This window comes from Micromonospora tarensis, assembly GCF_016803395.1.
GTDB classification, from domain to species: Bacteria; Actinomycetota; Actinomycetes; order Mycobacteriales; family Micromonosporaceae; genus Micromonospora; species Micromonospora tarensis.
In genome coordinates this window covers 1-25,359 of the sequence record NZ_JAEVHL010000077.1, presented here as the reverse complement: position 1 = coordinate 25,359, position 25,359 = coordinate 1, and the positions used below count along the sequence as shown (strand labels likewise).

At 73.6% G+C, this 25,359-nt stretch carries 16 protein-coding genes and 6 pseudogenes; 10 read left to right on the top strand and 12 right to left on the bottom strand.

Annotated elements, in window-relative coordinates:
* Window positions 1–82: 82 nt before the first annotated feature.
* The 3 genes from JM949_RS16870 to gltB all read right to left on the bottom strand — a co-directional run bounded on the left by JM949_RS16870 (window position 83) and on the right by gltB (window position 7,925).
* On the bottom strand, window positions 83–1,543 hold the full coding sequence (locus JM949_RS16870) for an MFS transporter (RefSeq protein WP_309232191.1): 1,461 nt from the start codon (window positions 1,541–1,543) through the stop codon (window positions 83–85).
* Between the two features lie 174 nt (window positions 1,544–1,717).
* Window positions 1,718–3,238, bottom strand: a complete 1,521-nt coding sequence (locus JM949_RS16865) for a glutamate synthase subunit beta (protein ID WP_203149398.1) — start codon at window positions 3,236–3,238, stop codon at window positions 1,718–1,720.
* Window positions 3,231–7,925, bottom strand: coding sequence for a glutamate synthase large subunit (gene gltB, locus JM949_RS16860; protein WP_203149397.1), 4,695 nt, complete (start codon window positions 7,923–7,925; stop codon window positions 3,231–3,233). The genes JM949_RS16865 and gltB overlap by 8 nt, the downstream gene beginning before the upstream one ends.
* A gap of 144 nt (window positions 7,926–8,069) precedes the next feature.
* On the opposite strand from gltB, the gene JM949_RS16855 reads away from it, so the two are divergent.
* Complete coding sequence (locus tag JM949_RS16855; RefSeq protein ID WP_309232190.1) at window positions 8,070–8,915, top strand: GNAT family N-acetyltransferase; 846 nt, start codon at window positions 8,070–8,072, stop codon at window positions 8,913–8,915.
* 3 nt (window positions 8,916–8,918) lie between these two features.
* On the opposite strand, the pseudogene JM949_RS16850 reads toward JM949_RS16855, so the two are convergent.
* Window positions 8,919–10,105 (bottom strand): annotated as a pseudogene (locus JM949_RS16850) (FAD-dependent oxidoreductase).
* A gap of 15 nt (window positions 10,106–10,120) precedes the next feature.
* A pseudogene (gene lgt, locus JM949_RS16845) lies at window positions 10,121–11,307 on the bottom strand (prolipoprotein diacylglyceryl transferase).
* Window positions 11,308–11,409: 102 nt separating this feature from the next.
* Here lgt and JM949_RS16840 point away from each other — a divergent pair.
* Window positions 11,410–11,934: an NUDIX hydrolase gene (locus tag JM949_RS16840; protein WP_203149396.1), complete on the top strand. Its 525-nt coding sequence runs from the start codon at window positions 11,410–11,412 to the stop codon at window positions 11,932–11,934.
* A gap of 233 nt (window positions 11,935–12,167) precedes the next feature.
* Here JM949_RS16840 and trpA read toward each other — a convergent pair whose 3' ends face one another.
* The 3 genes from trpA to trpC are packed head-to-tail and all read right to left on the bottom strand — an operon-like array spanning window position 12,168 to window position 15,053.
* Window positions 12,168–12,971, bottom strand: coding sequence for a tryptophan synthase subunit alpha (trpA, locus tag JM949_RS16835; RefSeq protein ID WP_203149395.1), 804 nt, complete (start codon window positions 12,969–12,971; stop codon window positions 12,168–12,170).
* 1 nt (window position 12,972) lies between these two features.
* Entirely contained in the window at window positions 12,973–14,211 is a 1,239-nt protein-coding gene (gene trpB / locus JM949_RS16830) for a tryptophan synthase subunit beta (protein WP_203149394.1), read from the bottom strand.
* Between the two features lie 38 nt (window positions 14,212–14,249).
* Entirely contained in the window at window positions 14,250–15,053 is an 804-nt protein-coding gene (gene trpC, locus JM949_RS16825) for an indole-3-glycerol phosphate synthase TrpC (protein ID WP_203149399.1), read from the bottom strand.
* A 491-nt stretch (window positions 15,054–15,544) separates the two neighbouring features.
* Between trpC and JM949_RS37200 the strand changes: the two are divergent.
* Window positions 15,545–15,772: pseudogene (locus JM949_RS37200) on the top strand (hypothetical protein); the annotation flags it as partial.
* Window positions 15,773–15,839: 67 nt separating this feature from the next.
* On the opposite strand, the pseudogene JM949_RS16815 reads toward JM949_RS37200, so the two are convergent.
* The 4 genes and pseudogenes from JM949_RS16815 to JM949_RS37190 all read right to left on the bottom strand — a co-directional run.
* Window positions 15,840–16,436: pseudogene (locus tag JM949_RS16815) on the bottom strand (Trp biosynthesis-associated membrane protein).
* Window positions 16,437–16,491: 55 nt separating this feature from the next.
* The gene (locus tag JM949_RS16810) at window positions 16,492–18,048 is read right to left on the bottom strand and encodes an anthranilate synthase component I (protein WP_203149392.1); all 1,557 of its coding nucleotides are present in this window, start codon (window positions 18,046–18,048) and stop codon (window positions 16,492–16,494) included.
* Window positions 18,045–18,473, bottom strand: a complete 429-nt coding sequence (hisI, locus tag JM949_RS37195; protein ID WP_309232192.1) for a phosphoribosyl-AMP cyclohydrolase — start codon at window positions 18,471–18,473, stop codon at window positions 18,045–18,047. The genes JM949_RS16810 and hisI overlap by 4 nt, the downstream gene beginning before the upstream one ends.
* 180 nt (window positions 18,474–18,653) lie before the next feature.
* A pseudogene (locus JM949_RS37190) lies at window positions 18,654–18,977 on the bottom strand (phosphoribosyl-AMP cyclohydrolase); the annotation flags it as partial.
* 558 nt (window positions 18,978–19,535) lie between these two features.
* Here JM949_RS37190 and JM949_RS16800 point away from each other — a divergent pair.
* The 7 genes and pseudogenes from JM949_RS16800 (at window position 19,536) to JM949_RS16770 (ending at window position 25,157) form a co-directional block, all read left to right on the top strand.
* On the top strand, window positions 19,536–20,294 hold the full coding sequence (locus JM949_RS16800) for an ABC transporter ATP-binding protein (RefSeq protein ID WP_203149390.1): 759 nt from the start codon (window positions 19,536–19,538) through the stop codon (window positions 20,292–20,294).
* On the top strand, window positions 20,291–21,028 hold the full coding sequence (locus tag JM949_RS16795; RefSeq protein WP_203149389.1) for an ABC transporter permease: 738 nt from the start codon (window positions 20,291–20,293) through the stop codon (window positions 21,026–21,028). Before JM949_RS16800 ends, JM949_RS16795 begins: the two co-directional genes overlap by 4 nt.
* Window positions 20,982–21,260 (top strand): annotated as a pseudogene (locus tag JM949_RS16790) (methyltransferase); the annotation flags it as partial. The gene JM949_RS16795 and the pseudogene JM949_RS16790, both read left to right, overlap by 47 nt.
* 9 nt (window positions 21,261–21,269) lie before the next feature.
* Window positions 21,270–22,454: a cytochrome P450 gene (locus JM949_RS16785; RefSeq protein WP_203149388.1), complete on the top strand. Its 1,185-nt coding sequence runs from the start codon at window positions 21,270–21,272 to the stop codon at window positions 22,452–22,454.
* Window positions 22,455–22,478: 24 nt separating this feature from the next.
* On the top strand, window positions 22,479–23,252 hold the full coding sequence (locus tag JM949_RS16780; RefSeq protein ID WP_309232189.1) for a polysaccharide deacetylase family protein: 774 nt from the start codon (window positions 22,479–22,481) through the stop codon (window positions 23,250–23,252).
* Between the two features lie 169 nt (window positions 23,253–23,421).
* The gene (locus JM949_RS16775; protein ID WP_203149387.1) at window positions 23,422–24,354 is read left to right on the top strand and encodes an ABC transporter ATP-binding protein; all 933 of its coding nucleotides are present in this window, start codon (window positions 23,422–23,424) and stop codon (window positions 24,352–24,354) included.
* Window positions 24,351–25,157 carry an ABC transporter permease gene (locus JM949_RS16770; RefSeq protein WP_238433311.1) on the top strand — a complete coding sequence of 269 codons (807 nt, stop codon included), beginning with the start codon at window positions 24,351–24,353 and terminating at the stop codon, window positions 25,155–25,157. The genes JM949_RS16775 and JM949_RS16770 overlap by 4 nt, the downstream gene beginning before the upstream one ends.
* The last annotated feature ends 202 nt before the right edge of the window (window positions 25,158–25,359 follow it).

Genomic DNA, 25,359 nt, shown 5'->3' with positions numbered 1-25,359 from the left:
CCGGCGGGTCGAACAAGGCGCGCCGCCGTCCACGCCGCCCGTCGTACCGGATGGCGTGGCCGAGGAACGACAAGCGCGAGCGTCACCGCGCGGCCGTGCCTGGCGGTCCAGGGCGACCGCCGCCACCGCCGTGGCGATCGCCGCGGCGGTTCCGGCGAGGACGAGTGTCTGGCGCGGCCCGGCCCCAACCGGGCCGGGACCAGCCAGGCCGGACTGGGTCGGCGGGCGCGATGACGCAGACCGCCCCGGCGGGTCGAACAAGGCGCGCCGCCGTCCACGCCGCCCGTCGTACCGGATGGCGTGGCCGAGGAACGACAAGCGCGAGCGTCACCGCGCGGCCGTGCTGGCGGTCCAGGGCGACCGCCGCCACCGCCGTGGCGATCGCCGCGGCGGTTCCGGCGAGGACGAGTGTCTGGCGCGGCCCGGCGTGTTCGGCGAGCCAGCCGAGCAGCGGGGCACCGACGGCGGCGGAGACCGAGCCGGTGACGGCCAGCGCGGCGAGCACCCGCCCGCGCATCGCGCTGTCGGTGTCGAGTTGGGCGCGGGTGCCGACGGTGGTGTCGATGACCACGGCGGCGGCGGCGATCGGCAGGATCACCGCGGCGAAGCTCCAGGTGCCCGGGGCGAGGCCGGCGACGATCTGTAGCCCGCTGGCGAACAGGCCCGCGGCGACAAGCGTCCGGTAGCCCAGGGAGCGCCGCCGGGCCGCGACGAGCGCACCCACGACCGTGCCGATCGCGAACACCGTCGACAGCACTCCATAGCCGGCCGCCCCGCCGGCCAACGGCCCGTCGCTCATCGCCGCCATCGTCACCTGGTAGTTGCGGCCCAGGCTGCCGAGCACGAACGACAGGGCGAGCGCGAGCAGCAGCACCGGCTGCCCACGCAGGTAGGCGAACCCGGCGCGGACACCGCCACGGTTCGGAGCGCCCGCCGGCGCCGCGAGGCCGGCCCCGCCCTCCGGTCGGACGGCGAACAGCGCCACCACGACAGCGGCGAAGCTCGCCGCGTTGATGCCGAAGAGCAGGGCGGGACCGACGGCGGCCACCACGACGGCACCGAGGCTCATGCCGAGGATGCGGCCGGCGGAGTTGGTGAGCGAGCCGAGCGCCAGGGCGTTGCCCAGCGTCTCCCGGTCGACGAGGCTGGCGGCCCAGCGCCCCATCACCGGGCCCTCGATGGCCGAGACGGCACCGGTGGCCAGGGAGATCGCGAAGATCAGCGGTAGGCCGCCGAAACCGGTCAGGGCGACCGCGCCCAGCCCGGCGGCGAGCGCCGCGTGGGCCACCTGGGCGGTGATCAGCAACGGGCGGGCCGGCAGACGGTCGGCCAGGACACCTCCCCAGACGCTGAGCAGCAGGGTGGGTGCCGCCTGGAGCAGCACCGCGAAGCCCATGGACGTCGCCGAGCCGGTCTCCTTCAGGACGTACCAGTTGACCCCGAGGACCTGCATCCAGGTGCCGATGACGGAGACGAACCCGGCGAGCGCCCAGATCCGGTAGTTACGGTGGCGCAGCGCGGCGAAGGTGGCACCTCGGGCCACGACGAACCTCCAGCGATCGGCGGCATGATCGTTCATGCCGATCGCGGCGCGGTTCGGCAGCCGACAAGTCTTGCCGGCTCAAACCTTTGCGCCCAGGTTTGTGAGCGGCTTCACCAGGGGGCGGCGTCCGGCCGGTGGGCAGCGGAGCCACCACGCCGACCGGACGCCCTCAGCTCACCGCGCGGCGAGCGCCTGCGCGGCCGGACCCACCGGGGCCGGCAGGGCACCGACACCGCCGAGGTAGCCGTGGATGGCGGCGGCCGCCGCACGTCCCTCGGCGATGGCCCAGACGATCAACGAGGCACCCCGGTGCATGTCACCGGCCACGAACACCCCGTCGGCGGCGGTCTGCCAGTCGTCGCGGGCGTCGACCGCGCCCCGGGGGTTGCGGACCACGCCGAACTGGGCCAGCAGCGGCTGCTGCTCGGTGCCCTCGAAGCCGATCGCCAGCAACACCAGGTCGGCCGGCAACTCCCGCTCGGAGCCCGGCACCACGGTCACCACTCGCCGCCCGTCGACCTTCTCCACGGTGACCTCGGCAATCCGTACCGCCCGCACCTGGCCGGTGCCGTCGTCCACGAACTCCTGCACCGCCACCGCAAAGACCCGCTCGCCACCCTCCTCGTGCGCCGGGTAGCTGCGCAGGATCCACGGCCAGGTCGGCCACGGGTCCCGCGCCTCGTCGCGCGTCTCGGGCGGCTGCGGGTAGAGGTCGAGCTGGTGCACGCCAGCGGCGCCCTGCCGGTGCGCGACGCCGAGGCAGTCAGCCGCCGTGTCACCGCCACCGATGATCACTACGTGCCTGCCGGCCGCGTCGATCGCTGTGCCGTCCGGCAGTGCCGCGGGGGCCGGCCGGCCCCCGCCGGGCTGGTCGGCGGTCACGGCGGCGACCGCGCGATTCGCCGCGACCAGGTGCGCCATCGCCTGGTGTACGCCGCGAAGCGCCCGCCCGGGGGTCTCCGGGGTGTCCCGGCCCTGGAGCGCACCGCAGGCCAGCAGCACCGCGTCGTGCTCGGCGCGCAGCTGCTCGGCGGTGATGTCCACCCCGACGTTCACGCCGGTGCGGAAGCGCACCCCCTCGGCGACGAGCTGGGCGAGCCGGGCGTCGATGTGCCGCTTCTCCAACTTGAAGTCGGGGATGCCGTACCGGAGCAGACCGCCGATCGCGTCGTCGCGCTCGTACACCGTCACCGCGTGACCGGCGCGGGCCAGTTGCTGGGCGGCGGCCAGGCCGGCGGGCCCGGAGCCGACGACGGCGACCGACCGACCCGACGGCGCCGGTACCGGACGCGGGGTGAAACCGCGGGCCGCCGCCGCGTCGGCGATCTCCACCTCGACCTGCTTGATGGTCACCGGCTGGCCGCCGGAGATGCCGAGCACGCAGGCCGCCTCGCAGGGTGCCGGGCAGAGCCGGCCGGTGAACTCCGGGAAGTTGTTGGTGGCGTGCAGCGACTCCACCGCCGCGTCCCAGTTGCCGGTGCGGACCAGGTCGTTCCAGTCCGGGATGCGGTTGCCCAGCGGGCAGCCGTCGTGGCAGAACGGGATGCCGCAGTCCATGCACCGGGTGGCCTGCTCGCGGACCAGCTCCTCGCCGGCCGGCGGGTACACCTCCCGCCAGTCGCTGATCCGCACCGGCACCGGGCGGCGGGCCGGCAGCCGCCGGTCGTAGCGCAGGAAACCGTTCGGGTCAGGCACGTGCCACCTCCTGGGCCGCCACCCGCGGGGCGGGCGGCACCGGCGCGGCGGGGGCGCTCAGCGCGCCCATCACCGCGTCGTCGACGTCGCGGCCGGCGGCTTCGGCGGCCCGCATGATCTCCAGCACCCGGCGGTAGTCGCGGGGGACCACCGCGGTGAACTCGGTGACCGCCTCCGGCCACCGCTTGAGCAGCTCCTCGGCGACCGCCGACCCGGTCTCGGCCACGTGCCGTTGGACCAGCTCGTGCAGCAGCGACTGCTCCTGCTCGCCGAGCGGCGTCAGGTCGACCAGCTCCGTGTTGACCCGGGCGCGGTCCAGCTGGTGCACGAACGCCGTGCCGCCGGACATGCCGGCCGCGAAGTTCCGGCCGGTCCCGCCGAGCACCACCACGGTGCCGCCGGTCATGTACTCGCAGCCGTGGTCACCGACGCCCTCGACGACGGCGACCGCACCGGAGTTGCGGACCGCGAACCGCTCCCCCACCCGGCCGCGTAGGAAGACCTCGCCCGCGGTGGCCCCGTACAGGATGGTGTTGCCGGCGATGATCTGGTCCTCGGCCCGCCGCCCCGGCTCCGCCTCCGGGTCGAGGAACGGCGCGGCGGCGTCCGGGCGGACGATCAGCCGCCCGCCGGAGAGGCCCTTGCCGACGTAGTCGTTGGCGTCGCCGTGCAGCCGCAGGGTCACCCCGCGCGGCAGGAACGCGCCGAACGACTGCCCGGCCGTGCCGTGCAGCACGAACTCGATGGTGTCCTCGGGGAGGCCGGCGCCGCCGAAGCGACGGGTCACCTCGCCGCCGAGCATCGCGCCGACGCTGCGGTGCTCGTTGCGCACCGCCACCTCGACCCGCACCGGGGCGGCGTCCGTCAACGCCGGGCCGGCCAGCGCGATCAGCTCGTTGTCCAGTGCCTGCTCCAGGCCGTGGTCCTGGGCGCGGATCCCGCGTCGGGCGGCGTCGGCGGGCAGCTCCGGCAGGTGCAGGACGGGTGCCAGGTCCAGGCCGTGTGCCTTCCAGTGCGTCACCGCCGGGGCCACGTCGAGCAGCTCGGACTGCCCGATCGCCTCCTCGATCGACCGGAAGCCCAGCTCGGCCAGGTAACCCCGGACCTCCTCGGCGAGGAAGAGGAAGAAGTTCTCCACGAACTCCGGGGTGCCGGTGAAGCGCTCGCGCAGCACCGGGTTCTGCGTGGCGATGCCGACCGGGCAGGTGTCCAGGTGGCAGACCCGCATCATCACGCAGCCGGCGACGATCAGCGGCGCGGTCGCGAAGCCGAACTCCTCCGCGCCGAGCAGCGCCGCGATCAGCACGTCCCGGCCGGTCTTGAGCTGCCCGTCGACCTGCACGGTGACCCGGTCGCGCAGCTTGTTGAGCAGCAGCGTCTGCTGCGCCTCGGCCAGCCCCAGCTCCCACGGGGTGCCGGCGTGCTTGAGCGAGTTCATCGGGGACGCGCCGGTGCCGCCGTCGTGGCCGGAGATCAGGATGACGTCCGCCTTGAGCTTCGCCACCCCGGCGGCGACGGTGCCGACGCCGACCTCGCTGACCAGCTTGACGTGCACCCGGGCGGTCGGGTTGACGCACTTGAGGTCGTGCACCAGCTGGGCGAGGTCCTCGATGGAGTAGATGTCGTGGTGTGGTGGCGGGGAGATCAGACCGACGCCGGGGGTGGCGTGCCGGGTCCGGGCGATCCACGGCCAGACCTTGTTGCCGGGCAGCTGACCGCCCTCGCCCGGCTTGGCGCCCTGGGCCATCTTGATCTGGAGGTCGTCGGCGTTGACCAGGTATTCGCTGGTCACGCCGAACCGTCCGCTGGCGATCTGCTTGACCGACGAGCGGCGGGCCGGGTCGTAGAGCCGTTCGACGTCCTCGCCACCCTCGCCGGTGTTGGACTTGCCGCCGAGCCGGTTCATCGCGATGGCGAGCGTCTCGTGCGCCTCGGCGGAGATCGACCCGTACGACATGGCGCCGGTGGCGAACCGCTTGACGATCTCGGCGGCCGGCTCGACCTCCTCGATCGGCACCGCCGGGCGGAGCCCGGTGCGCACTGTGAACAGCCCGCGCAGCGAGCCGGCCTGCGCGGCGAGCGCGTCGACCTTTGCGGTGTACTCGCGGAACACGTCGTACTGCCGGCTGCGGGTGGCGTGCTGGAGCAGGAAGACCGTCTCCGGGTCGAACAGGTGCAGCTCGCCCTCGCGACGCCACTGGTACTCGCCGCCGACCTCCAGCCGGTCGGAGCTTGCCGTGCCGGCCGGCGGCCAGGCCAGCGCGTGCCGGGCGGCGACCTCGGCGTGCACGCCGGCCAGCCCCACCCCGCCGATGCGGCTGGGTGTGCCCCGGAAATACCGCTCGACCAGCCGGGTGTCCAGCCCGACCGCCTCGAAGACCTGCGCGCCGCAGTACGAGGAGACCGTCGAGATGCCCATCTTCGACATGATCTTCAGGACGCCCTTGCCGAGCGCCTTGGCGTAGTTGCGCACCGCGACGGGCGGTGCCACCCCGGCCAGCGCACCCGTGGAGATCATGTCCTCCACCGACTCGAACGCCAGGTAGGGATTGACCGCCGCCGCGCCGTAACCGATCAGCACCGCCGCGTGGTGCACCTCCCGGCAGTCGCCGGACTCCACGATCAGCGCCGCCTGCGTACGGGTCTGCTCGCGCACCAGGTGCTGGTGCACGGCGGCGGTGAGCAGCAGGGACGGGATCGGTGCCAGGTCGGCGTTGGAGTCCCGGTCGGAGAGCACCAGGATGCGGACGCCGTCCTCGATCGCCTCGGAGACGTGCCGGCAGATCTCGGTCAGCCGTGCCTTGATCCCGGCGGCGCCCTCCCGGATCCGGTACAGCCCGGACACCCGGACCGCTTTGAAACCGGGCAGGTCGCCGTCCTCGTCGATGGAGAGGATCTTGGCCAGCTCGTCGTTGTCGATGATCGGGTGCGGGAGCACGATCTGCCGGCAGCTCGCGGCACCCGGGTCGAGCAGGTTGCCCTCCGGGCCGATGGTCGACGCCAGGCTGGTCACCAGCTCCTCGCGGATGGCGTCCAGCGGAGGGTTGGTCACCTGGGCGAAGAGCTGGTGGAAGTAGTCGTAGAGCAGCCGCGGCCGGGTGGACAGCGGCGCGATCGGGGTGTCGGTGCCCATCGAGCCGATCGGCTCGGCGCCGGTGCGGGCCATCGGCCCGAGCAGGATCTTCAGCTCCTCCTGCGTGTAGCCGAAGGTCTGCTGCCGGCGGCGTACCGAGTCGTGCGTGTAGACGGTGTGCTCGCGGGCCGGCAGGTCGTCCAGCTCGATCAGCCCGGCGTGCAGCCACTCGCCGTACGGCTGGGCGGCGGCCAGCTCGGACTTGATCTCCTCGTCGTGCACGATCCGCCCGGCGACGGTGTCGACCAGGAACATTTTTCCCGGCTGGAGTCGCCCCTTCGCGACCACGTGGGCCGGGTCGAGGTCGAGCACGCCCGCCTCGGAGCCGAGCACGACGAGCCCGTCATCGGTCTGCCACCAGCGCCCCGGACGCAGCCCGTTGCGGTCCAGCACCGCGCCGACGATCTCGCCGTCGGTGAACGCCACCGACGCCGGCCCGTCCCACGGCTCCATCAGGCTGGCGTGGAAGCGGTAGAAGGCCCGCTTGCCCGGCTCCATGCCGGGGTCGTTCTCCCACGCCTCGGGGATCATCATGAGCACCGCGTGCGGCAGGCTCCGCCCGGCCAGGTGCAGCAACTCCAGCACCTCGTCGAAGTTCGCCGAGTCGGAGGCGGCGGGGGTGCAGACCGGGAAGACCCGGCGGATGTTGCCGGGCACGTTCGGCGAGCGCAGCAGCGCCTCGCGCGCCTGCATCCAGTTGCGGTTGCCCCGGATCGTGTTGATCTCGCCGTTGTGGGCGATGAACCGGTACGGGTGCGCCAGCGGCCAGGACGGGAAGGTGTTGGTGGAGAACCGGGAGTGCACCAGCGCGATCGCGCTCTCCACCCGCTCGTCGCGCAGGTCCGGATAGAACGCCGGCAGCTGGTCGGGGGTGAGCATGCCCTTGTAGACCATCGTGCGGCTGGACAGCGACGGGAAGTACGCCGGCACGCCCCGCTCGGCGGTCTCCCGCTCGGCCTGCTTGCGCAGACAGAACGCCACCCGGTCCAGCTCGATGCTGCTGAGCGGGGAGCCGGCCGGCCCACCGGGGGCGTCGGTGAGGCGTCGCGCGGCGAGGAAGAGCTGACGGACCCGGGGCATCGCCGCCAGGGCGGTCTCGCCCAGCTCGCCCGGGTCGGTGGGCACGTCCCGCCAGCCGAGCAGGTCGGCACCCTCGACCAGCGCGTACTTCTCGACCACCCGCCGGGCCCGCGCCTCGGCGGCGTCGTCGTCGGGGAGGAAGACCAGCCCGGTGGCGTATTCGCCCGCCGGGGGCAGCGCGACGTCGGCCACCGCGCGCAGGAACGCGTCGGGCACCTGGATCATGATGCCCGCGCCGTCGCCGGTGTTCGGCTCCGCACCACGGGCGCCCCGGTGGTCCAGTCGACAGAGCGCGCCGAGCCCGTTGGCGACGACCGCGTGCGAACGCCGGCCGTGCAGGTCCGCCACGAAGGCCACCCCGCAGGCGTCGTGCTCCTGCGCGGGGTCGTAGAGGCCCTGGGCGGACGGACGGGGGTCGGGCGTGGGGGACGCCTGCGGGTACGGCTGTGTCTTGTCCGGGTACGGCTGAGCCACCGGGCCTCCTGTCGTCACTCAGGTTGATCATGTGTGGGGACGACGTCGGCCCGTGGGTCTATTGAGTCTACGTTAGGGCTCGCGTCGGACGGCCACCCGAGATTGATCACACCGTCCACCAGCTGGGACGTGTAGTCTCGCGCGGTGGATCCGCGACACAAGCACGTCTTCGACCGGTTGGAGCACTTCTACGACGCGGTGCCCCGCGACGTAGCCGGTGCGGAGGAGCATGGCGGGCTGGTGCTGTTCGTCCGCGAGGGCGCCGGCTGGCCGTTCTACGCCCGCCCACGGCTCGACGCCACCGAGGCGCCGTCGCTGGCCGACGTGACCTCGGCCCGCGAACGGCAACGGAAGCTGGGCCTGCCGGAGGCCTTCGAATGGGTGCACGAGACCACCCCGGACCTGCTTGCGGTGGCCCGCTCGGCGGGGCTCGCCGTGCTGGAGGCGCCGCTGATGGTGCTCGACCCGACCGCGCTGCCCGACCCGGCGACGCTCACCGACGCGGCGGTCCGGGTGCTGGCCGCCGACTCCCCCGGGTTCGCCGCCGACGTCGCCGCCCGACGCGCGGTGGCCGCGGTGTCGTTCGCCGCCCCCGGCACCGCGCCCGGTCCGGCCGGCCCGGCCGAACGCGACGCGGCCGTCACCGAACTCGAACTCGCCGCGCTGGACGAGGAGCGCACCCGCATCGCCGATGGCCGACGGATCTCCGTGCTGGCCGGCACCCCCACCGAGGGTGCGCTGGCCAGCGGGATGGCGATGCGGGTGGGCGACGTCGCGGAGATCGCCGGGGTGGCCACCCTGCCGTCCGCCCGGCGACGCGGGCTGGGCGCCGCGGTCACCGCCACCCTGGCCCGGGAACTCCTCGCCGCCGGCACCGACCTGGTCTTCCTCTCGGCGGGCAGCGAGGAGATCGCGCGGGTCTACCTGCGGGTCGGCTTCCGCCGCATCGGCACCGCCTGCATCGCCGAGCCCGCCGCCCTGATCCCCTGACGATCAGGCCGGCGGCCGCCACTGGGCGGCGGTGGCGGCGGCGCTGGAGAGCAGTCGCGAGTTGATCGTGCCCAGTGCGGCGTCCCGGGCGCGCAGCGCCAACCGGCCCCGGGTCTGCAGCACCGCCGACATCCGCCGGGTCTGCCGGACCACTGTCGCGGCCCGGGGGCGGCGCACCCGGTCGTACGTCTGGACGGCGTCGGGCAGCCGCGCCTCACGCAGCAACGACGCGAGCGTGGCGGCGTCCTCGAACGCCAGACAGGCGCCCTGCCCGAGGTGCGGCGGCATGGCGTGCGCCGCGTCGCCGAGCAGCACCACCCCGCCGGGCCCGACCGGAAAGCCGTACGCGCGCGGCAGCGGTCGCAGCTCGCGGACCTCCTGCTGCACCAGGTCGGCCGGGTCGGTGGCGTCGAGCAGCGCGCCGACCGGGGCGGGCCAGCCCGCGTACCAGCGGCGCAGCAGTGCGAGCTGGGTCTCCGGTGGTTCCGGGCGGGGCGCGCCGGCGGCGGTTGCCACCCAGTAGATGCCGCCCCGGGTGGAACCACCGGAAGAGCCACGCTCACCCAGCGACGCGGCCACGAACCGGTAACCCGCGCCGAGGATCTCACCGGCCAGCGGCTGATCGTCGGGCAGTCGCGGTGCCTGATACCAGGGGATGACGGCCCGCCAGGCGGCGCACCCGGAGCTGACCACCCGGGACTCCGGGGCGAGTTGCCGGCGGATGCCGCTGTCCGTGCCGTCGGCGGCGACGACCAGGTCGGCCTCGATGGTGTGCCGTCCGTCGCTGACCCCCGGTCGCTCACCCGGCTCGACGCGGACGTGCCGCACGGTCACCCCGGTGCGCAGCTCGACCCGCTCGCCGAGGCCGGCGATCAACGCGTCGTGCAGGTCCTCGCGGTGCACCACCACCGGCATCCGGTCGGCCGGGATGGGCCGTGGCTGCACGAGCCAGTGCCCGTCCGGGCGACGGACCCCGCCGTCGGGCAGCGGGGTGGCGATGGCGGCCAGGCCCGCGCCGAGGCCGAGGGCCTGGAGCGCGCGGACGCCGTTGGGCCAGAGGACCACGGCGGTCGGCTCCGGGCGGACCCGCTCGGCGCGTTCCAGGAGGGTGACCTGCCAGCGGAGCGGGCGAGCGCGCCGGCGACCGCGAGGCCACCGACCCCCGCGCCGACCACCACCGCGCTTCGCATCGTTGCCGCCCCCGCTCAGCTGTCCCGGTCGACGGGACGCGCACCGGTGGCGTCGGCCCGGTCGGTGCCGGAGACCGCGGGCTCGTCCATCGACTCCTGGTCGCGGGACGGACGGTCGACGGGCGTCGCCTCCCCGGACGGCTCGTCGTCAGCCGGCCGGGAGTCGTCGTCGCCCGCTGGTTCCGAGGGGAGGACGCCGGTGTCCCGCCAGGTGGCGTACTGCTCCTCGCTCACCACCCGGTAGCCCTCCGGCGCGGCGGCCCGGGTGGGCGTCTCCCGCTCGGCGAGGTCGACCTGGGACAGGTCGGACGCGCCGGGGGCGGGGTCGTCGTGGCCGCGTCGAGCGGGATGAGGTACTCCCGAGGGCCGCGCACCCGCACGAAGTAGATCAACGCGCCGAGGAAGACCAGGGCGGCGGTCCAGACGTTGAGCCGGACCCCGAGGATCTGGTTGGCGTCGTCGGTGCGGATCAGCTCGATCCAGAAGCGGCCGACGGTGTAGCCCATCACGTAGAGGGCGAACGCCCGGCCCCGGCCCAGCTTCAACCGGCGGTCGAGGAGCAGGACCAGCGCGACGACACCGAGGTTCCAGAGCAACTCGTAGAGGAAGGTCGGCTGATAGAGGCCCGGTTCGAGGATGGGCTGGCCGGCGTCGTCGCGGAGCGCGTGCCCGGGATTGTCCGGGTCCATCCGGTGGATCTCCAGGCCCCAGGGCAGTGTGGTCCGGCCGCCGAAGAGCTCGTTGTTGAACCAGTTGCCGAGCCGGCCGACCGCCTGGGCCAGCGGCAGCCCGGGTGCCAGCGCGTCGGCCACCACACCGAACGGGATGCCGAGCTGTCGGGCGGCGATCCAGGCACCGATCGCGCCACCGGCGACCGCGCCCCAGATCCCGAGACCGCCCTCCCAGATGGCAAACGCCTTCATCGGGTCCCCGCCGGCGCCGAAGTATTTCTCCGGCGAGGTGATCACGTGGTAGATCCGGGCACCGATGATGCCCGTGGGCACCGCCCAGACGGCGATGTCGAGCACCGCGCCGGGCGCGACGCCGCGCTGCCGCAGCCGGCGCTCCGTCACCCAGCAGGCCAGCACGATGCCGGCGATGATGCAGAGCGCGTACGCCCGGATCGGCACCGGCCCGAGCTGCCAGACCGCGGTGCTGGGACTGGGCAGGGCCGCCTGGGGGGACAGCGAGGCGTGGGTCACGGGTGCACACGCTACCGCTGCACACCCCCGCAGCGGCACCCCGGGCCGCCGGAGCGCGCATCTCGGTGACTTATGGTTTGCGCCGTCGTACGCTCTTTGTCCATGAGCGCGCTCACCTGGGCGGTCGCCGCGGTGGTGACCGACGACACCGGCCGGGTGCTGCTCTGCCAGCAGGGTCGGGGGGCGCGCCGCTACGCGCTGCCCGGCGGACGGCTGCGCCCGGCCGAGAGCCCGGTACGGGCCGCCCTGCGCGACATCCGCACGGAGACCGGCTGGGACATCGAGCTGATCGACCTGGTCGGCGTCTACCACCTGACCGGTCCCGGCGGGGCGACAGCGGCCGGCCGCGCCGGGCCACTGCCGGACGTCCTCGTGCACGTGTTCCGGGCCCGCGCCGCCGGCCTCGGCCCGACGGCCAACCCACCGCCCGGTTGCCGGTTGTCCTGGCACTCCGACGCGGCGCTACCCGAGCCGGTCACCCCGCTCACCCGGGCCGCTGTGCTCGACGCGACCGCGGGCCGCTCCGGCGTCCTGCGCGATGTTCGCTGGCTGCCCGGCACCGTGGACGCCGGGCCGGCGGCACCGGAGCAACGCGGTGGGGCCACCGGCCCGTCCGTGCGCCGCTGACCCCGCGAGCAATCCGAGGTCCGTCGCCTGGCCGAGCACGCGGGGCGGACCCGACAGCGCGCGCCGCAGCCGGCGCACGCTCCCGCCGCCCCTGGTCCACTCATCTCCTGGTGAGCGGTATACCTGTGAGGCATAAAAATGCCTCACAGGTATGCCGCTCACCACCCAGATACGGCCGGGGCACGACACGGACAGCAGGTGGCGCGGCATGAGCGCCGCGGACCGGCGAGGGCTCAGCGGGTGGGGTTGCGGACGCCCTCGGCGAGTTCGGCGCTGAGGGTACGCAGGGCAGCCAGCCCCTCCGCCTCGGTGGGTGCGTCGAGCAGGCAGCGCACCAGCGCGCTACCCACGATCACCCCGTCGGCGTAACCGGCGACGGTGCCGGCCTGCGCGCCGGTGCCCACCCCCAGGCCGACACCGATCGGCAGGTCGGTGACCGCGCGGGCCCGGGAGACCAGCGTCGGGGCGGCGTCGGAGGTACGCGCCCGGGCACCGGTCACCCCCATCACGGCGGTCGCGTAGACGAAGCCACGGCAGTGCTCCACGGTCATCGCCAGGCGCGCGTCGGTGGACGACGGCGAGACCAGGAACGTGCGGTCCAGGCCGTGCGCGTCCGAGGCGGCCAGCCACTCGTCGGCCTCGTCCGGAATGAGGTCGGGGGTGATCAGGCCGGTGCCGCCGGCGGCCGCGAGGTCACGGGCGAAGACGTCCACGCCGTACCGCTCGACCGGGTTCCAGTAGGTCATGGTGACCACCGGAGCTCCGGTGGCCGCCACCGCCTCGACGATGCGCATGGTGTCAGCGGTGCGTACGCCCCCGGCCAGCGCGATGTCACTGGCCTGCTGGATCACCGGGCCGTCCATCACCGGATCGGAGTAGGGGATCTCCACCTCGATCACGTCGACGCCGGCCTCGACCATGGCGGTCATCGCGGCGATGCTGCCCTCGACGGTGGGGAAGCCTGCCGGCATGCAGCCGACCAGCACTGCCCGTCCGTCGGCGCGGGCCTTGTCGAAGGCCACTCCGATCCGGCTCATCTCACCGCTCCTTGTCGAGGATGCCGAAGTAGTCGCCGGCGGTGTGCACGTCCTTGTCGCCCCGCCCGGAGAGGTTGACCACGATGGTGGGCTCGCGACCCAGCTCGGCGGCGAGCTTCGGGGCCAGCCCGACGGTGCCGGCCAGAGCGTGGGCGCTCTCGATCGCCGGGATGATGCCCTCGGTGCGGCAGAGCAGCTCGAACGCGGCCATCGCCTCGTCGTCGGTGACCGGCAGGTACTGTGCCCGGCCGGTGTCGTGCAACCAGGCGTGCTCGGGCCCGACGCCCGGGTAGTCAAGCCCGGCGGAAATCGAGTGCGACTCCAGGGTCTGCCCGTCGGCGTCCTGCAGCACGTAGGTCCGGGTGCCGTGCAGCACGCCAGCCGACCCGCCGGTGATGCTCGCCGCGTGCCGGCCGGTGGCCACTCCGTCGCCGCCGGCCTCGAAGCCGTACAGGCGCACGGCCTCGTCGGGAACGAAGGCGTGGAAGATGCCGAGCGCGTTGGAGCCGCCGCCCACGCAGGCGGTGACCGCGTCCGGCAGGCCGCCGGTGAGATCGAGGCACTGCTGGCGGGCTTCGTCACCGATGCCCCGGACGAAGTCGCGGACCATCGCCGGGAACGGGTGCGGGCCGGCGGCGGTGCCGATCAGGTAGTGCGTCTCGTCGACGTTGGCCACCCAGTCGCGCATCGCCTCGTTCATCGCGTCCTTGAGGGTGCGCGAGCCGTTGGTGACCGGGACGACGGTGGCGCCGAGCATCCGCATCCGGGCCACGTTGAGCGCCTGCCGCTCGGTGTCGACCTGGCCCATGTAGACCACGCACTCCAGGTCGAACAGGGCGGCGGCGGTCGCGGTGGCCACGCCGTGCTGGCCGGCGCCGGTCTCGGCGATCACCCGGGTCTTGCCCATCCGCTTGGTGAGCAGCGCCTGGCCGAGCACGTTGCGCACCTTGTGCGCACCGGTGTGGTTGAGGTCCTCACGCTTGAGCAGCACCCGCGCGCCGACCTTGGCGGAGAACCGCCGGGCCTCGTAGAGCAACGACGGGGTGGCCGCGTAGTCGCGCAGCAGCGCGGCGAACTCGGCCTGGAAGGACTCGTCAGCCATCGCCGTACGCCAGGCCCCGTCGAGCTCGTCCAGGGCGGCCACCAGTGCCTCGGGGACGAACCGACCGCCGAAGCGGCCGAAGTGGCCGGCGGAATCGGGCTGCGGGCCGGCCACCGGGGCCAGCGCGTCGGCGCTCATCGGGAATCCTCTCGGTATGACGTCACACCGGTGCGGGGTCAGCGCACCGGTCGGGGCGTTGCCGGGTGGTTGCCTGCGTTGACCAACTCGGCGACCGCCTCGCGGGGGCTCTTCTGGGTGACCAGGCCCTCGCCCACCAGGACCGCGTCGGCGCCGGCGGAGGCGTACCGGATCAGGTCGTGTGGCCCGCGAACGCCGGATTCGGCGATCTTGACGACGCTGCTGGGCAGGCCGGGTGCGATCCGCTCGAACACCGACCGGTCGACCTGAAGGGTACGCAGGTCACGGGCGTTGACCCCGATCACCTGCGCGCCGGCCTCCAGGGCGCGGTCGGCCTCCTCCTCGTCGTGCACCTCGACCAGGGCGGTCATGCCCAGCGACTCGATCCGCTCCAGCAGACCCATCAGCACGTTCTGTTCGAGTGCGGCGACGATCAGCAGGACCAGGTCGGCGCCGTGCGCGCGCGCCTCGTGCACCTGGTAGCTGGAGACCACGAAGTCCTTGCGCAGCACCGGCACGGTGACCGCGGCCCGGACGGCGGCCAGGTCGTCCAGCGAACCGCCGAACCAACGCCCCTCGGTCAGCACGCTGATCGCCCGCGCCCCACCGGCCGCGTAGTCGACGGCGAGGTCGGCCGGATCGGCGATCTCGGCCAACCGACCCTTGGACGGCGACGAGCGCTTCACCTCGGCGATCACGGCCACGCCGGGCTTGCGCAGCGCCGCGTACGCGTCCATCGGCGGCGGTGCCGCCGCCGCCAGTTCACGGATCCGCTCCAGCGGAACCTGCTCCTGGCGTCGGGCGACGTCCTCACGTACGCCAGCCAGAATCTCGTCGAGCACGCTTACGGACGCTGCCTGACCGGCGTCGTCCCCCTCCGCGTGCGCATGCTCAGCAGTCACCAACGGACTCCCCTCTCCGGGCGTCATGGGCCGATGCTAGGGGCAGCCGACCGACGCCGAATGCCGGGGGTATGGCGCTGCTCACGAAAAGGGCTGCGGCATAATGGCCGACTTGCCGTGAACGGTGTGTCACGCAGCGCCACCTCCGGTATCGACGACCGTCACACGGCATGGAGCCTGTCGACGACCACGGTCGGACCGCGGCCGATCCATCGATCATGCCATCAGTTTCCGGCCGCCGCCGACCGACAACGATGTCATTCAATCTTGTGAGGAAGCTCAAGGCCGGGCGCACGGTCCCTGGTCAAGGCCGGGGCGGGACAGTTGACCCGGCCGTCACGACCGCGAAACGTCAGCCGGCCAGCATCTTTCTCGGGCAGACTCGATGGCGCGCCCGCTCCGACCGCCGCAACTCCTCGTGCGAGGTGACCATGAGCAACTCCGAGCCGCTTCCGACCATCGGACTGACCACCATCTCCCGGACGGTGGCATCGCTCGCCGTCGGGGTGGTGCACAGCGTGGAACGGGCCGTGGTGGGCGAGGGACGGGTGCGCACCGCGCGGGGCAACGCCTGGGAGGCGGTCTGCGCCGACCGGGCCCGCGCCGACCAGCGCGCCGAGCAGAACCGCCTGTTCGCCGAGCTGACCGCCGCCCGCGCGCCGGTCGCCGCACCCAGTGGGAGCGCCAGCCCGTCGGCTGACACCCGGCAGCCAGCCGGCACCCGGGTCAGTCGGCGGTCGGGTCCTCGCCCCGGTCCAGCGCGTTCCACGCCTCGGTGGTCCGCCGCCCGGCCAGTGGCGTCGACGGCCCGCCGCCGACTCGGCCTCCGGAACAGCTCGCGACGGGCGCTCGTACCGTGCGCCCATCGCCGGCCAGTCGCCGCCGCGCCGGGCCGTCCACCCGCCGCCCACAGCGGCCAGCAGGCCACCGAGCAGGCAGAGCGCCGGCCACTGCCGGCTCGCCGAGCCGACCCACGTCGGCACCCAGCCCGTAGCCGCCGCCGGCCGCCACGGCCAGCCCGAGCACGCCGAGCAGCACACCGAGCACCTGCCGTGCTCGGCCCCGGGTAGCCAGCACCGCGCCACCACCAGCCAGGGTCACCAGGGCCAGCGCCGGCAGCCAGGGCAGCAGGCTGGCGCCGGTACGGGCGTCCCGTACCGGCGGTAGCGGCGCCGGACGTGCGGTGAACTCGACCGACCAGTTCCGCGTCGCGGCCCACAGCGCGAGGCCCGCGCCGGCCAGGCAGAGCAGCACGGCGTACGTCAGGGCCCGCCGACCCACGGCGGACCGCGACCCGTCCTGCTGTTGGGTGACCGCGCTCACCGGGCTTGCCTCTCGCTCGCGACTGCGGGGCTCCGCTGCGCTGCGCTCCTCGCGCTCACCGGGCCGGCCGCAGTGTCTCGGCGGCGGCTATCGCGGCCAGCACCGCCGCGGCCTTGTTCCGGGTCTCCTGCTCCTCGGCGGCCGGGTCCGAGTCGGCGACCACCCCGGCCCCGGCCTGCACGTAGGCGCGGCCGTCACGGATCAGCGCCGTCCGGATGGCGATCGCCATGTCCAGGTCGCCGCCGAAGCCGAAGTAGCCGACCGTGCCGCCGTAGACACCACGCCGGACCAGCTCCAGGTCCTCGATGATCTCCATGGCGCGCACCTTGGGCGCGCCGGAGAGGGTGCCGGCCGGGAAGGTCGCGGCGAGCGCGTCGAAGGCGGTCTGGTCGTCACAGAGCGTGCCGGTGACGGTGGAGACGATGTGCATGACGTGGCTGTACCGCTCGATGGTGGCGAACTCGGGCACCTCCACGCTGCCCGGCTGACAGACCCGCCCGAGGTCGTTGCGGCCCAGGTCGACGAGCATCACGTGCTCGGCCCGTTCCTTCGGGTCGGCGAGCAGCTCGGCGGCGAGCGCGGCGTCGGCGGGCGGGGGGTGCCGCCCCCGCGGCCGGGTGCCGGCGATCGGGTGCAGCAACGCCCGGCGCCGCCCGTCCGGCGTGCCGGTGACCTTGAGGTGCGCCTCCGGCGAGGAGCCGACGATGTCGAACCCGTCGAAGCGCAGCAGATACATGTACGGGCTGGGGTTGCTGGTCCGCAGCACCCGGTAGACGTCCAGCGGGTCGGCATGCGTCGACCGTTCGAACCGCTGGGAGAGCACGATCTGGAAGCACTCGCCGGCCCGGATCGCCTCCTTGGCCGCCTCCACCGCCTTCGGGTAGCCACCGTCGGGCGTACGGCAGAACACGTCGCCGGTCGGCGGACGCTCCACTGTGGAAATCATCGGCGGGATGGGCCGGGACAGCGCCGTGGTCATCGCGTCCAGCCGGCCCACCGCGTGGTGGTAGGCGGCGGCGACCTGCGGTGCGCGGTCCGGGGCGTCCAACGGCGGCAGCACCGCGTTGGCGACCAGGATCGCCGAGCCGTCGTAGTGGTCGAGCACCACCAGGTCGGTGGCGAGCATCATGCCCAGCTCCGGCACGCCCAGGTCGTCCTCGGTCAGCTCGGGCAACCGTTCGAAGCGGCGGATCAGGTCGTAGCCGAGATAACCGACCATGCCCCCGGTCAGCGGCGGCAGGTCGTCGGACGGGTCGCCGGACGGGCCGGCCAGCGCGGCCACCGTCTCGCGCAGCATCCGCACCGGGTCGCCCTCGGTGGGCAGCCCGGCCGGCGGCTGGCCGAGCCAGCTCGCCACACCGTCGCGCTCGACCAGTGTCGCGCTGCTGCGTACCCCGATGAAGGAGTACCGCGACCAGGCCATGCCGGCCGAGCCGACACCCTGCTCGGCCGATTCCAACAGGAACGTGCCCGGTCCACCGGCCAGCTTTCGGTAGACGCCGACCGGGGTCTCGGCGTCGGCCAGCAGCCGCCGGGTGACCGGCACCACCCGCCAGTTGGCGGCCAGCGCGGTGAAGGTGTCCAGGTCGGGGGTCAGGGCGCCGTCGGTCATGGGAGTGCCTCCGGGGTAGTGACGGGCAACTCGGTGAAGAAGCAGGTCCGGTGACCGGTGTGGCAGGCGGCCCCCACCTGGTCCACGCTCACCAGCAGGGCGTCTCCGTCGCAGTCGAGGGCGACGGACCGGACGTACTGGTGGTGCCCGGAGGTGGCGCCCTTGACCCAGTATTCGCGACGGCTGCGGGACCAGTAGGTGGCCCGGCCGGTGGTGAGGGTGCGGTGCAACGCCTCGTCGTCCATCCAGGCGACCATCAGCACCTCACCGGAGTCGTGCGCCCGGACCACGGCGGCGACCAGGCCGTCGGGGCTGCGCCGCAGCATGGCTGCGATGGCCGGGTCGAGCCGGGACGGACGAGCCGGCGTGACCGCCTCGTTCGGATCACTGGGAACGCCGGTCACCGGCGGGTCAGGTACGGGCACAGTCGCCAATTCTCCCGCACGGGGCGCCGGCACGGGTGACCGCTCCCGCCGGGGTTGCGGACGCGGCCCGGCGGGCCGGGCCAACTGGGCGACATAGCGGTCCAGCCGGCCGTCGACCAGGGCCGCCGCCAGGTCCGCTCCCGCCGCCTCGGCGATCTCCTCGGCGTACGGCCGGACCAGCGGCAGCGTGCCGGCGACCAGCCGTACCGCCGCGGCCCAGAGCTGCCCGGTGGCGCCCGGACGCAGCCCGAGGCAGAGCAGCATGTCCGCCCGGTAGCCGGGTGGGGCCACCGGCAGCTCCAGGGCCGCCGCGAAGGCCGCCCGACGGGAGTGCACCCGCACCGACGGGTTGGCCGGGCGCAGCACCGACGGGCAGAGCCGGGCCAGGTCGGCGACGGCGAGCCGAACGCCGAGGCGGTCGTTGGCCACGCGGGCGGCGGCGGCCTTACCCAGCGTGGCGATCAACTCTTCGAGTCGGGGCGGTTCGGCGGGCTGGCAGAGCACCGGCAGGTCGATTCGGGGCCGCCAGTGCGGATCAGCCCAGAGCAGTCGTGCCGGCGCGGTGACCGGCAGCCCGAACGCCCAGTCGGCCGGTTCGCCGAGTCGGTGCACCCAGGACCGGACGTCCCGGGCGGCCACCGAGACGTGGGTGACCTGGCCTGCGGACTCCGCGAGGTAGGCCCGCCGGGCGGCGTACGGGGCACCGCCGACCAACACGTCGAGGTCGACGTCGCTGTGCGCGGTGGCGGCGCGACGGGCATGGCTGCCGCGCAACAGGATGCCGACGACCGGCCGCTCGGCGGCTTGCCGCAACCGCGCGGCCCAATCCTGAAGAAAACCGCTGTCCGGTAACGGAGCGTGACCCACCGCGCCATCGTGCCGCACGTCCGATCGGCGCGCAATGCCCGTTGGCGGACTTCGTGTCCGGTCCGGAGCCTACTGCCCGTTCTCGCGCCACCTGCGACTGCCGACAGTCGGCCACCCGTCCCGGCGTTGCGCTCGGCCGGATATTTCATCTAGCGTTGATTTCAACAGATGATGAGTTCCTTTCGGAGGTGCGTGATGGACGACGCGATAGCCGTCCGGGACCTGGTCGTGGACCGGGGTGGGCGGCGGGTGCTGGACGGCGTCACCTGCCGCGTCCCGCGCGGCACTGTCACCGGGTTGCTCGGCCCCAGCGGCAGCGGCAAGACCACCTTCATGCGGGCGGTGGTCGGAGTGCAGGTGGTCGCCGGCGGAACTGTCACCGTGCTCGGCCAACCAGCGGGCACCCCCGCGCTGCGGCAACGGGTCGGCTACCTGACCCAGGCGCCGAGCGTCTACGCGGACCTGACCGTCCGGGAGAACGCCCGCTACTTCGCCGCCCTGTACGGGCGGGGGCGCGGCGAGGCCGACCGGGCGATCCGCGACGTCGGGTTGGCCCCGGCCGCCGGTCAACTGGTCGCCACCCTCTCCGGCGGTCAACGCAGTCGGGCCTCCCTGGCCTGCGCCCTGGTCGGGGAGCCGGAGCTGGTCATCCTCGACGAGCCGACCGTCGGCCAGGATCCGGTGCTGCGGGCCGATCTGTGGGCCCGGTTCCACGCGATGGCAGCCGCCGGGACCACCCTGCTGGTGTCCAGCCACGTCATGGACGAGGCGGCCCGCTGCGACCGGCTGCTGCTGATCCGCCAGGGGCGGTTGATCGCCGACGACACCCCGGCCGCGGTCCGCGCCGCCGCCGGCGTGGACGACCTCGACGAGGCGTTCCTGCGTCTCATCCGGGCCGGCGAGGCGGCCACCACCAGCACCGACGCGGCAGCCACCCGGGAGGCGACAGCATGAACCCGCGAATCCTGGCGGCCACCACCGGCCGCATCCTGCGTCAGCTCCGGCACGACCGACGGACCATCGCGCTGCTCGTGGTGGTGCCGGCCGTGCTGCTCACCCTGGTCTACTTCATGTACGCCGACCAGCCGACCCCGCCGGGGCAGCCGACCACGTTCGACCGGATCGCGCTGGTGATGCTCGGCATCTTCCCCTTCGTGATCATGTTTCTGGTGACCAGCATCGCCATGCTCCGAGAGCGCACCTCCGGCACCCTGGAGCGGCTGCTCACCACCCCGTTGGGCAAGCTCGACCTGCTCTTCGGCTACGGCATCGCGTTCGGGCTGGCCGCCGCCGTACAGGCCGCCATCGCCGCCGCCGTGGCGTACTGGGTCTTCGACCTGGACACCGCCGGCAACATCGGGCTGGTGATCGGGATCGCCGTGCTCGACGCCGTGCTCGGGGTCGCTCTCGGGCTGCTGTGCAGTGCCTTCGCCCGCACCGAGTTCCAGGCAGTACAGTTCCTGCCAGTCGTGGTGGTCCCCCAACTGTTGCTCTGCGGGCTGTTCGTGGCCCGCGACCAGATGGCCGGCTGGCTCCAGGCGCTCAGTGACGCCTTCCCCCTGTCGTACGCCATCGAGGCGTTGCAGGAGGTCGGCGCGCACGCCGAGCCGACCGGCCGGATGTGGCGGGACGTGGCGGTGGATCCTCGACGGCGACGCCGGGGACGCCGAGGTGGTGCTCGCCGGTGACGTCTTCTACAGCGCGGCGATGGCCCGCCGGGTCCTGCGGTTCCTGCTCCGCGCCACCCGGGCCGGCGCACCGGCGCTGGTCGGTGATCCCAACCGGGCGTTCCTGCCCCGGGACCGCTTCGACGAGCTGGCCGCGTACGACGTGCCGGTGCCCGAGGCGTTGGAGAGCGTGCGGGTGAAGCGCACCACCGTCTGGCGGCTGCGGGCCGGGTTGCCGGGGGCCTCCGGCTAGCGTGTCCGGGTGCTGTTTCGCAGCTGGGCGCAGGTGACCGACCCCGGATGGCCGGACGTGGCCCGGGTGTCGGACCAGGTCGGCGGCACCCACCTGGTCGTCACCCGGCACGCGCTGGTCCGCCAGGTCCTCGCCGACCCGGTCAGCTACCGGCCGGACAACGCGCTGGACGCGGTGACGGCGATGCCGGTGACCGCGCTGCGGGTGCTCGCCGGGCACCGGTTCCGGCTACCGCCGACCCTGGCGAACAACTCGGGCGCCAGCCATCCGCGGATCCGGGCGATCGTCGCCGACGCGCTGCACCCCGCCCGGGTCGCCGCGCAGCGCCAGTGGCTCACCGGGCTGGTCCGGGACCGGGTCACCCGGATCGGCGGCACGCTGGACGCCGGTGAGCCGGTCGACCTGCACGCGGAGCTCGCCGCCGACCTGCCGCTGCTGGTGCTGGCCCGGCTGGTCGACCTGCCGGACGCGTCGGTCGGCGCGGTGAAGGAGTTCGCCCGCGCCGCGCTGGAGCTGTTCTGGGCACCACTGGACGCCGACCGGCAGCTGGCGCTCGCCACCGAGGTGGGCCGGTTCCACCGGGTGCTGCGCGACTTCGCGGCCACCGGCGGCGGCCTCGCCGCCGAGCTGCGCGCGGCCGGGCACCCGGCGGACGTGGTGGTCGGCGCGCTCTTCTTCCTGCTGGTCGCCGGGCAGGAGACCACCTCGCAGTTCCTCACCCTGCTGCTGCACCGGCTGGCCGGCGAGCCCGCGGTACGGGCCGGGCTGCGCGCCGGTGACGTCACGGTGGCCGACGTGGTGGAGGAGGGGCTGCGGCTGGAACCGCCGATCGTCACCTGGCGGCGGGTGGCCGCGACGGAGAGCACGCTGGGCGGGACGGCGGTGCCGGCGGGCACCAGCCTGGTGCTGTGGCTGGGCCGCGCCGGCCGGGACCCGGCGGTCGTGGAGTTCCCCGACGAGTTCCGTCCGGGCCAGCGTGGCTCGCGCCGGCACCTGGCGTTCGGGGCGGGCGCGCACCGCTGCGTCGGGGACGTGCTGGCCCGGATGGAGGCGACAGTGGTGGTGGCCGAGGCCGCGTCGCTGCTGGACGGGGTGGACGTGGTCCGTGCGCCCTGGTGCCCGGACAACCTGACCTTCCGGATGCCGGACGCGTTGGTGGTGCGCCGCTCGGGCGCACCGGCTGATCGGGCCTGACCGCACCTCGGTAGGTTTCCGGGCGTGTCTGCGACCCCCGCTCGTCGGATCCTCGCCGTCGTACCGCTTTTGGCAGTGCTCGTGCTGAGCGCCTGCACAGCCGATCCCGCGGTGCACGCCCGGCGGATCACAGTGGACCAGCCGACCCCGTCGGCGCCGCTCCCCTCGCCGTCGACCTCACCGTCGGCCTCACCCTCCCCCACCGCGAAGCCCGCGCCCGGCAGCCTGGAGTGGTACGTGGCCCAGGTGCCGGCCTTCGCCGAGGCGCCACCACCGCAACCGGTGCCGCTGCCCAGCACCGGCAGCGCCGCGTTCTGGCACCGCCTGCCGACCGACCAGAAGGTCGCCTTCATCACCATCGACGACGGTGGTCTGGCCCGTCCGCCAGCGGTGGCCGAGTTCGTCTGGCGGGCGCACATCCCGGTCACCATGTTCCTGAACTCGCCGGCGGCCGAGGAGCACGACGTCTACTTCCGGCAGATCCAGGTGGCGGGCGGTGCCGTCGAGAATCACACGATCAACCACACCTCCCTCGCCGGGCGCTCGTACGGCCACCAGAAGCAGGAGATCTGCGGTGCGGCCGACCGGCTGGAGGCACTGTTCGGCAGGCGACCGACGCTGTTCCGCCCCCCGTTCGGCGAACACGACTCCACCACGTTGCGGGCCGCACACGACTGCGGCGCGAAGGCGGTCCTGCACTGGACCGAGACCGTCCACGAGGGAAAGGTTCGCTACCAGACCCCGAGAAGGTGGTACACCCCGGCGACATCCTGCTCATGCACTTCCGGCCGGCGCTGATGGACGACCTGCTCGCGGCCCTGAAGGCGATCCACCGGGCCGGGCTCACCCCGGCCCTGCTCACCGACTACATCCGGTGACCGCACCGTCGCCGGCCTGACGAAAGTCAGGGTCAGCCGCTGCCGTTCGGGCGCGGTGCGGCGACCGGCCGCTCGCCTAGCGTCAACGCATGATCACACTACGTGGGTTGACGAAACGGTTCGGGTCGACGGTGGCCGTCGACGCGTTGACCGTCGACATCGCACCCGGGCGGGTCACCGGTTTCCTCGGCCCCAACGGGGCTGGCAAGTCCACCACCATGCGGATGGTCCTCGGCCTGGACCGTCCCACGGCCGGCCAGGCGCTGATCGGCGGGCGCGCGTACCGGGAGCTGCGCCGACCGCTGCACGAGATGGGTGCGCTGCTCGACGCCCGGGCCATCCACCCGTCCCGGTCCGGCCGGGCGCACCTGCGGGCGATGGCGCAGAGCAACGGCATCCCGCTGCGCCGGGTCGACGAGGTGTTGGACACCGTCGGGTTGGACGCGCGGGCCGCCGGCAAGCCGGGACGCACCCTCTCCCTCGGCATGGGCCAGCGGCTCGGCATCGCCGGCGCGCTGCTCGGCGACCCGCCGGTGCTGATGTTCGACGAGCCGGTGAACGGCCTCGACCCGGACGGGGTGCGCTGGGTGCGGCAGCTGATGCGCTCCCTGGCCGACCAGGGGCGGACCGTCTTCGTCTCCAGCCACCTGATGAGCGAGATGCAGCTCACCGCCGACCAGCTCGTCGTGATCGGCCGGGGACGACTGCTCGCCGACGCGCCGACCGCCGAGGTGGTGGCCCGCGGCACCGTCGCGGTTCGGGTCCGCAGCCCGCAGCCGGACGGGCTGGCCACCCTCGCCGCGCGTCTCACCGCCACCGGCGCGACCGTCGAGGCCGCCGACCGCGACGAGCTGACCGTCACCGGCACCAGCGCGGACCGGGTCGGGGACCTGGCGTACGAGCTGGGGGTACGACTGCACGAGCTGAGCGCGCACGGCGCGTCGCTGGAGCGGGCGTTCATGGAGCTGACCGCCGGCAGCGTCGAGTACGCGGGCGGGCCGACCGGGGGTGAGCGGCGATGAGCACCGACACGCGTTCCGGCACCGCTGCCGCTTCCGGCAGCACGACCGCCTACGGCACCGTGGCCGCCGAGTGGACCAAGCTCTCCTCGGTGCGCAGCAGTTGGTGGACCGCGCTGGCCGGGCTGCTGGTGATGGCCGCGAGCGCCGGCCAACTGGCCATCTACGCCGCCAACGCCAACACCAACGACGACCCGACCGACGACCGGGGGATCGTCACCGTCGGCAGCGTGCTCGTCGACTCGGTCGAGCTGACCCAGTACGTGATGCTGGCGCTGGGCCTGCTGGCGATCACCGCCGAGTTCACCAGTGGCACCATCCGGACCACGTTGCAGTGCACCCCGTCCCGGGGCCGGGTGTTGCTGGCCAAGGCCGTGGTCGCCGGCAGTGTCACCTTCGCCCTCGGTCTGCTGCTCGGCGGCGTCGGTGCCCTGGTCGCCCGGCCGGTGCTCGGCGAGTGGGGCAGCGCGCCCGCCGCCGACACGATCGGTGACATCGTGCGGGTCGCCACCTACCTGGCGCTGGTCGGTGTGCTCGCGCTGGGCCTCGGCGCGATGCTGCGCAGCGCGGTACTCACCGTGGTGGTGCTCCTCGCCACCCTGATGATCGTGCCGCTCTCCCTGCAGGAGCCGGACATCGACGTGCTGAACCGGATCGCCGACGTGTTCCCCGGGGTGGCCGGCGGGCACTTCCTGGCCGGCGACACCGCGCCGTACCCGAGCCTGGTCGGGTTGCTGCTGCTCGCCGGGTGGGCCGCCGCCGCGCTGCTGCTGGGCCGGGCGGCGCTGCGCCGCCGCGACGCGTAGCGGGTACCGGCTGGACGGGTAGTTTTCAGCCTGGCCGGGGTCACCGTCGGTCACCTCCATCGGGGCGGATGCGGTAGTGAGCGGTATACCTCAGAGGCATAAATATGGGTCTTCTGCTGGGTTTGTGGGTTGTTTGGTGGTCATCGTTTGGGGAGTTGGGGCCGGTGGCTGCCGAGGCTGAGCATGGCCAGGGCGATGAGGG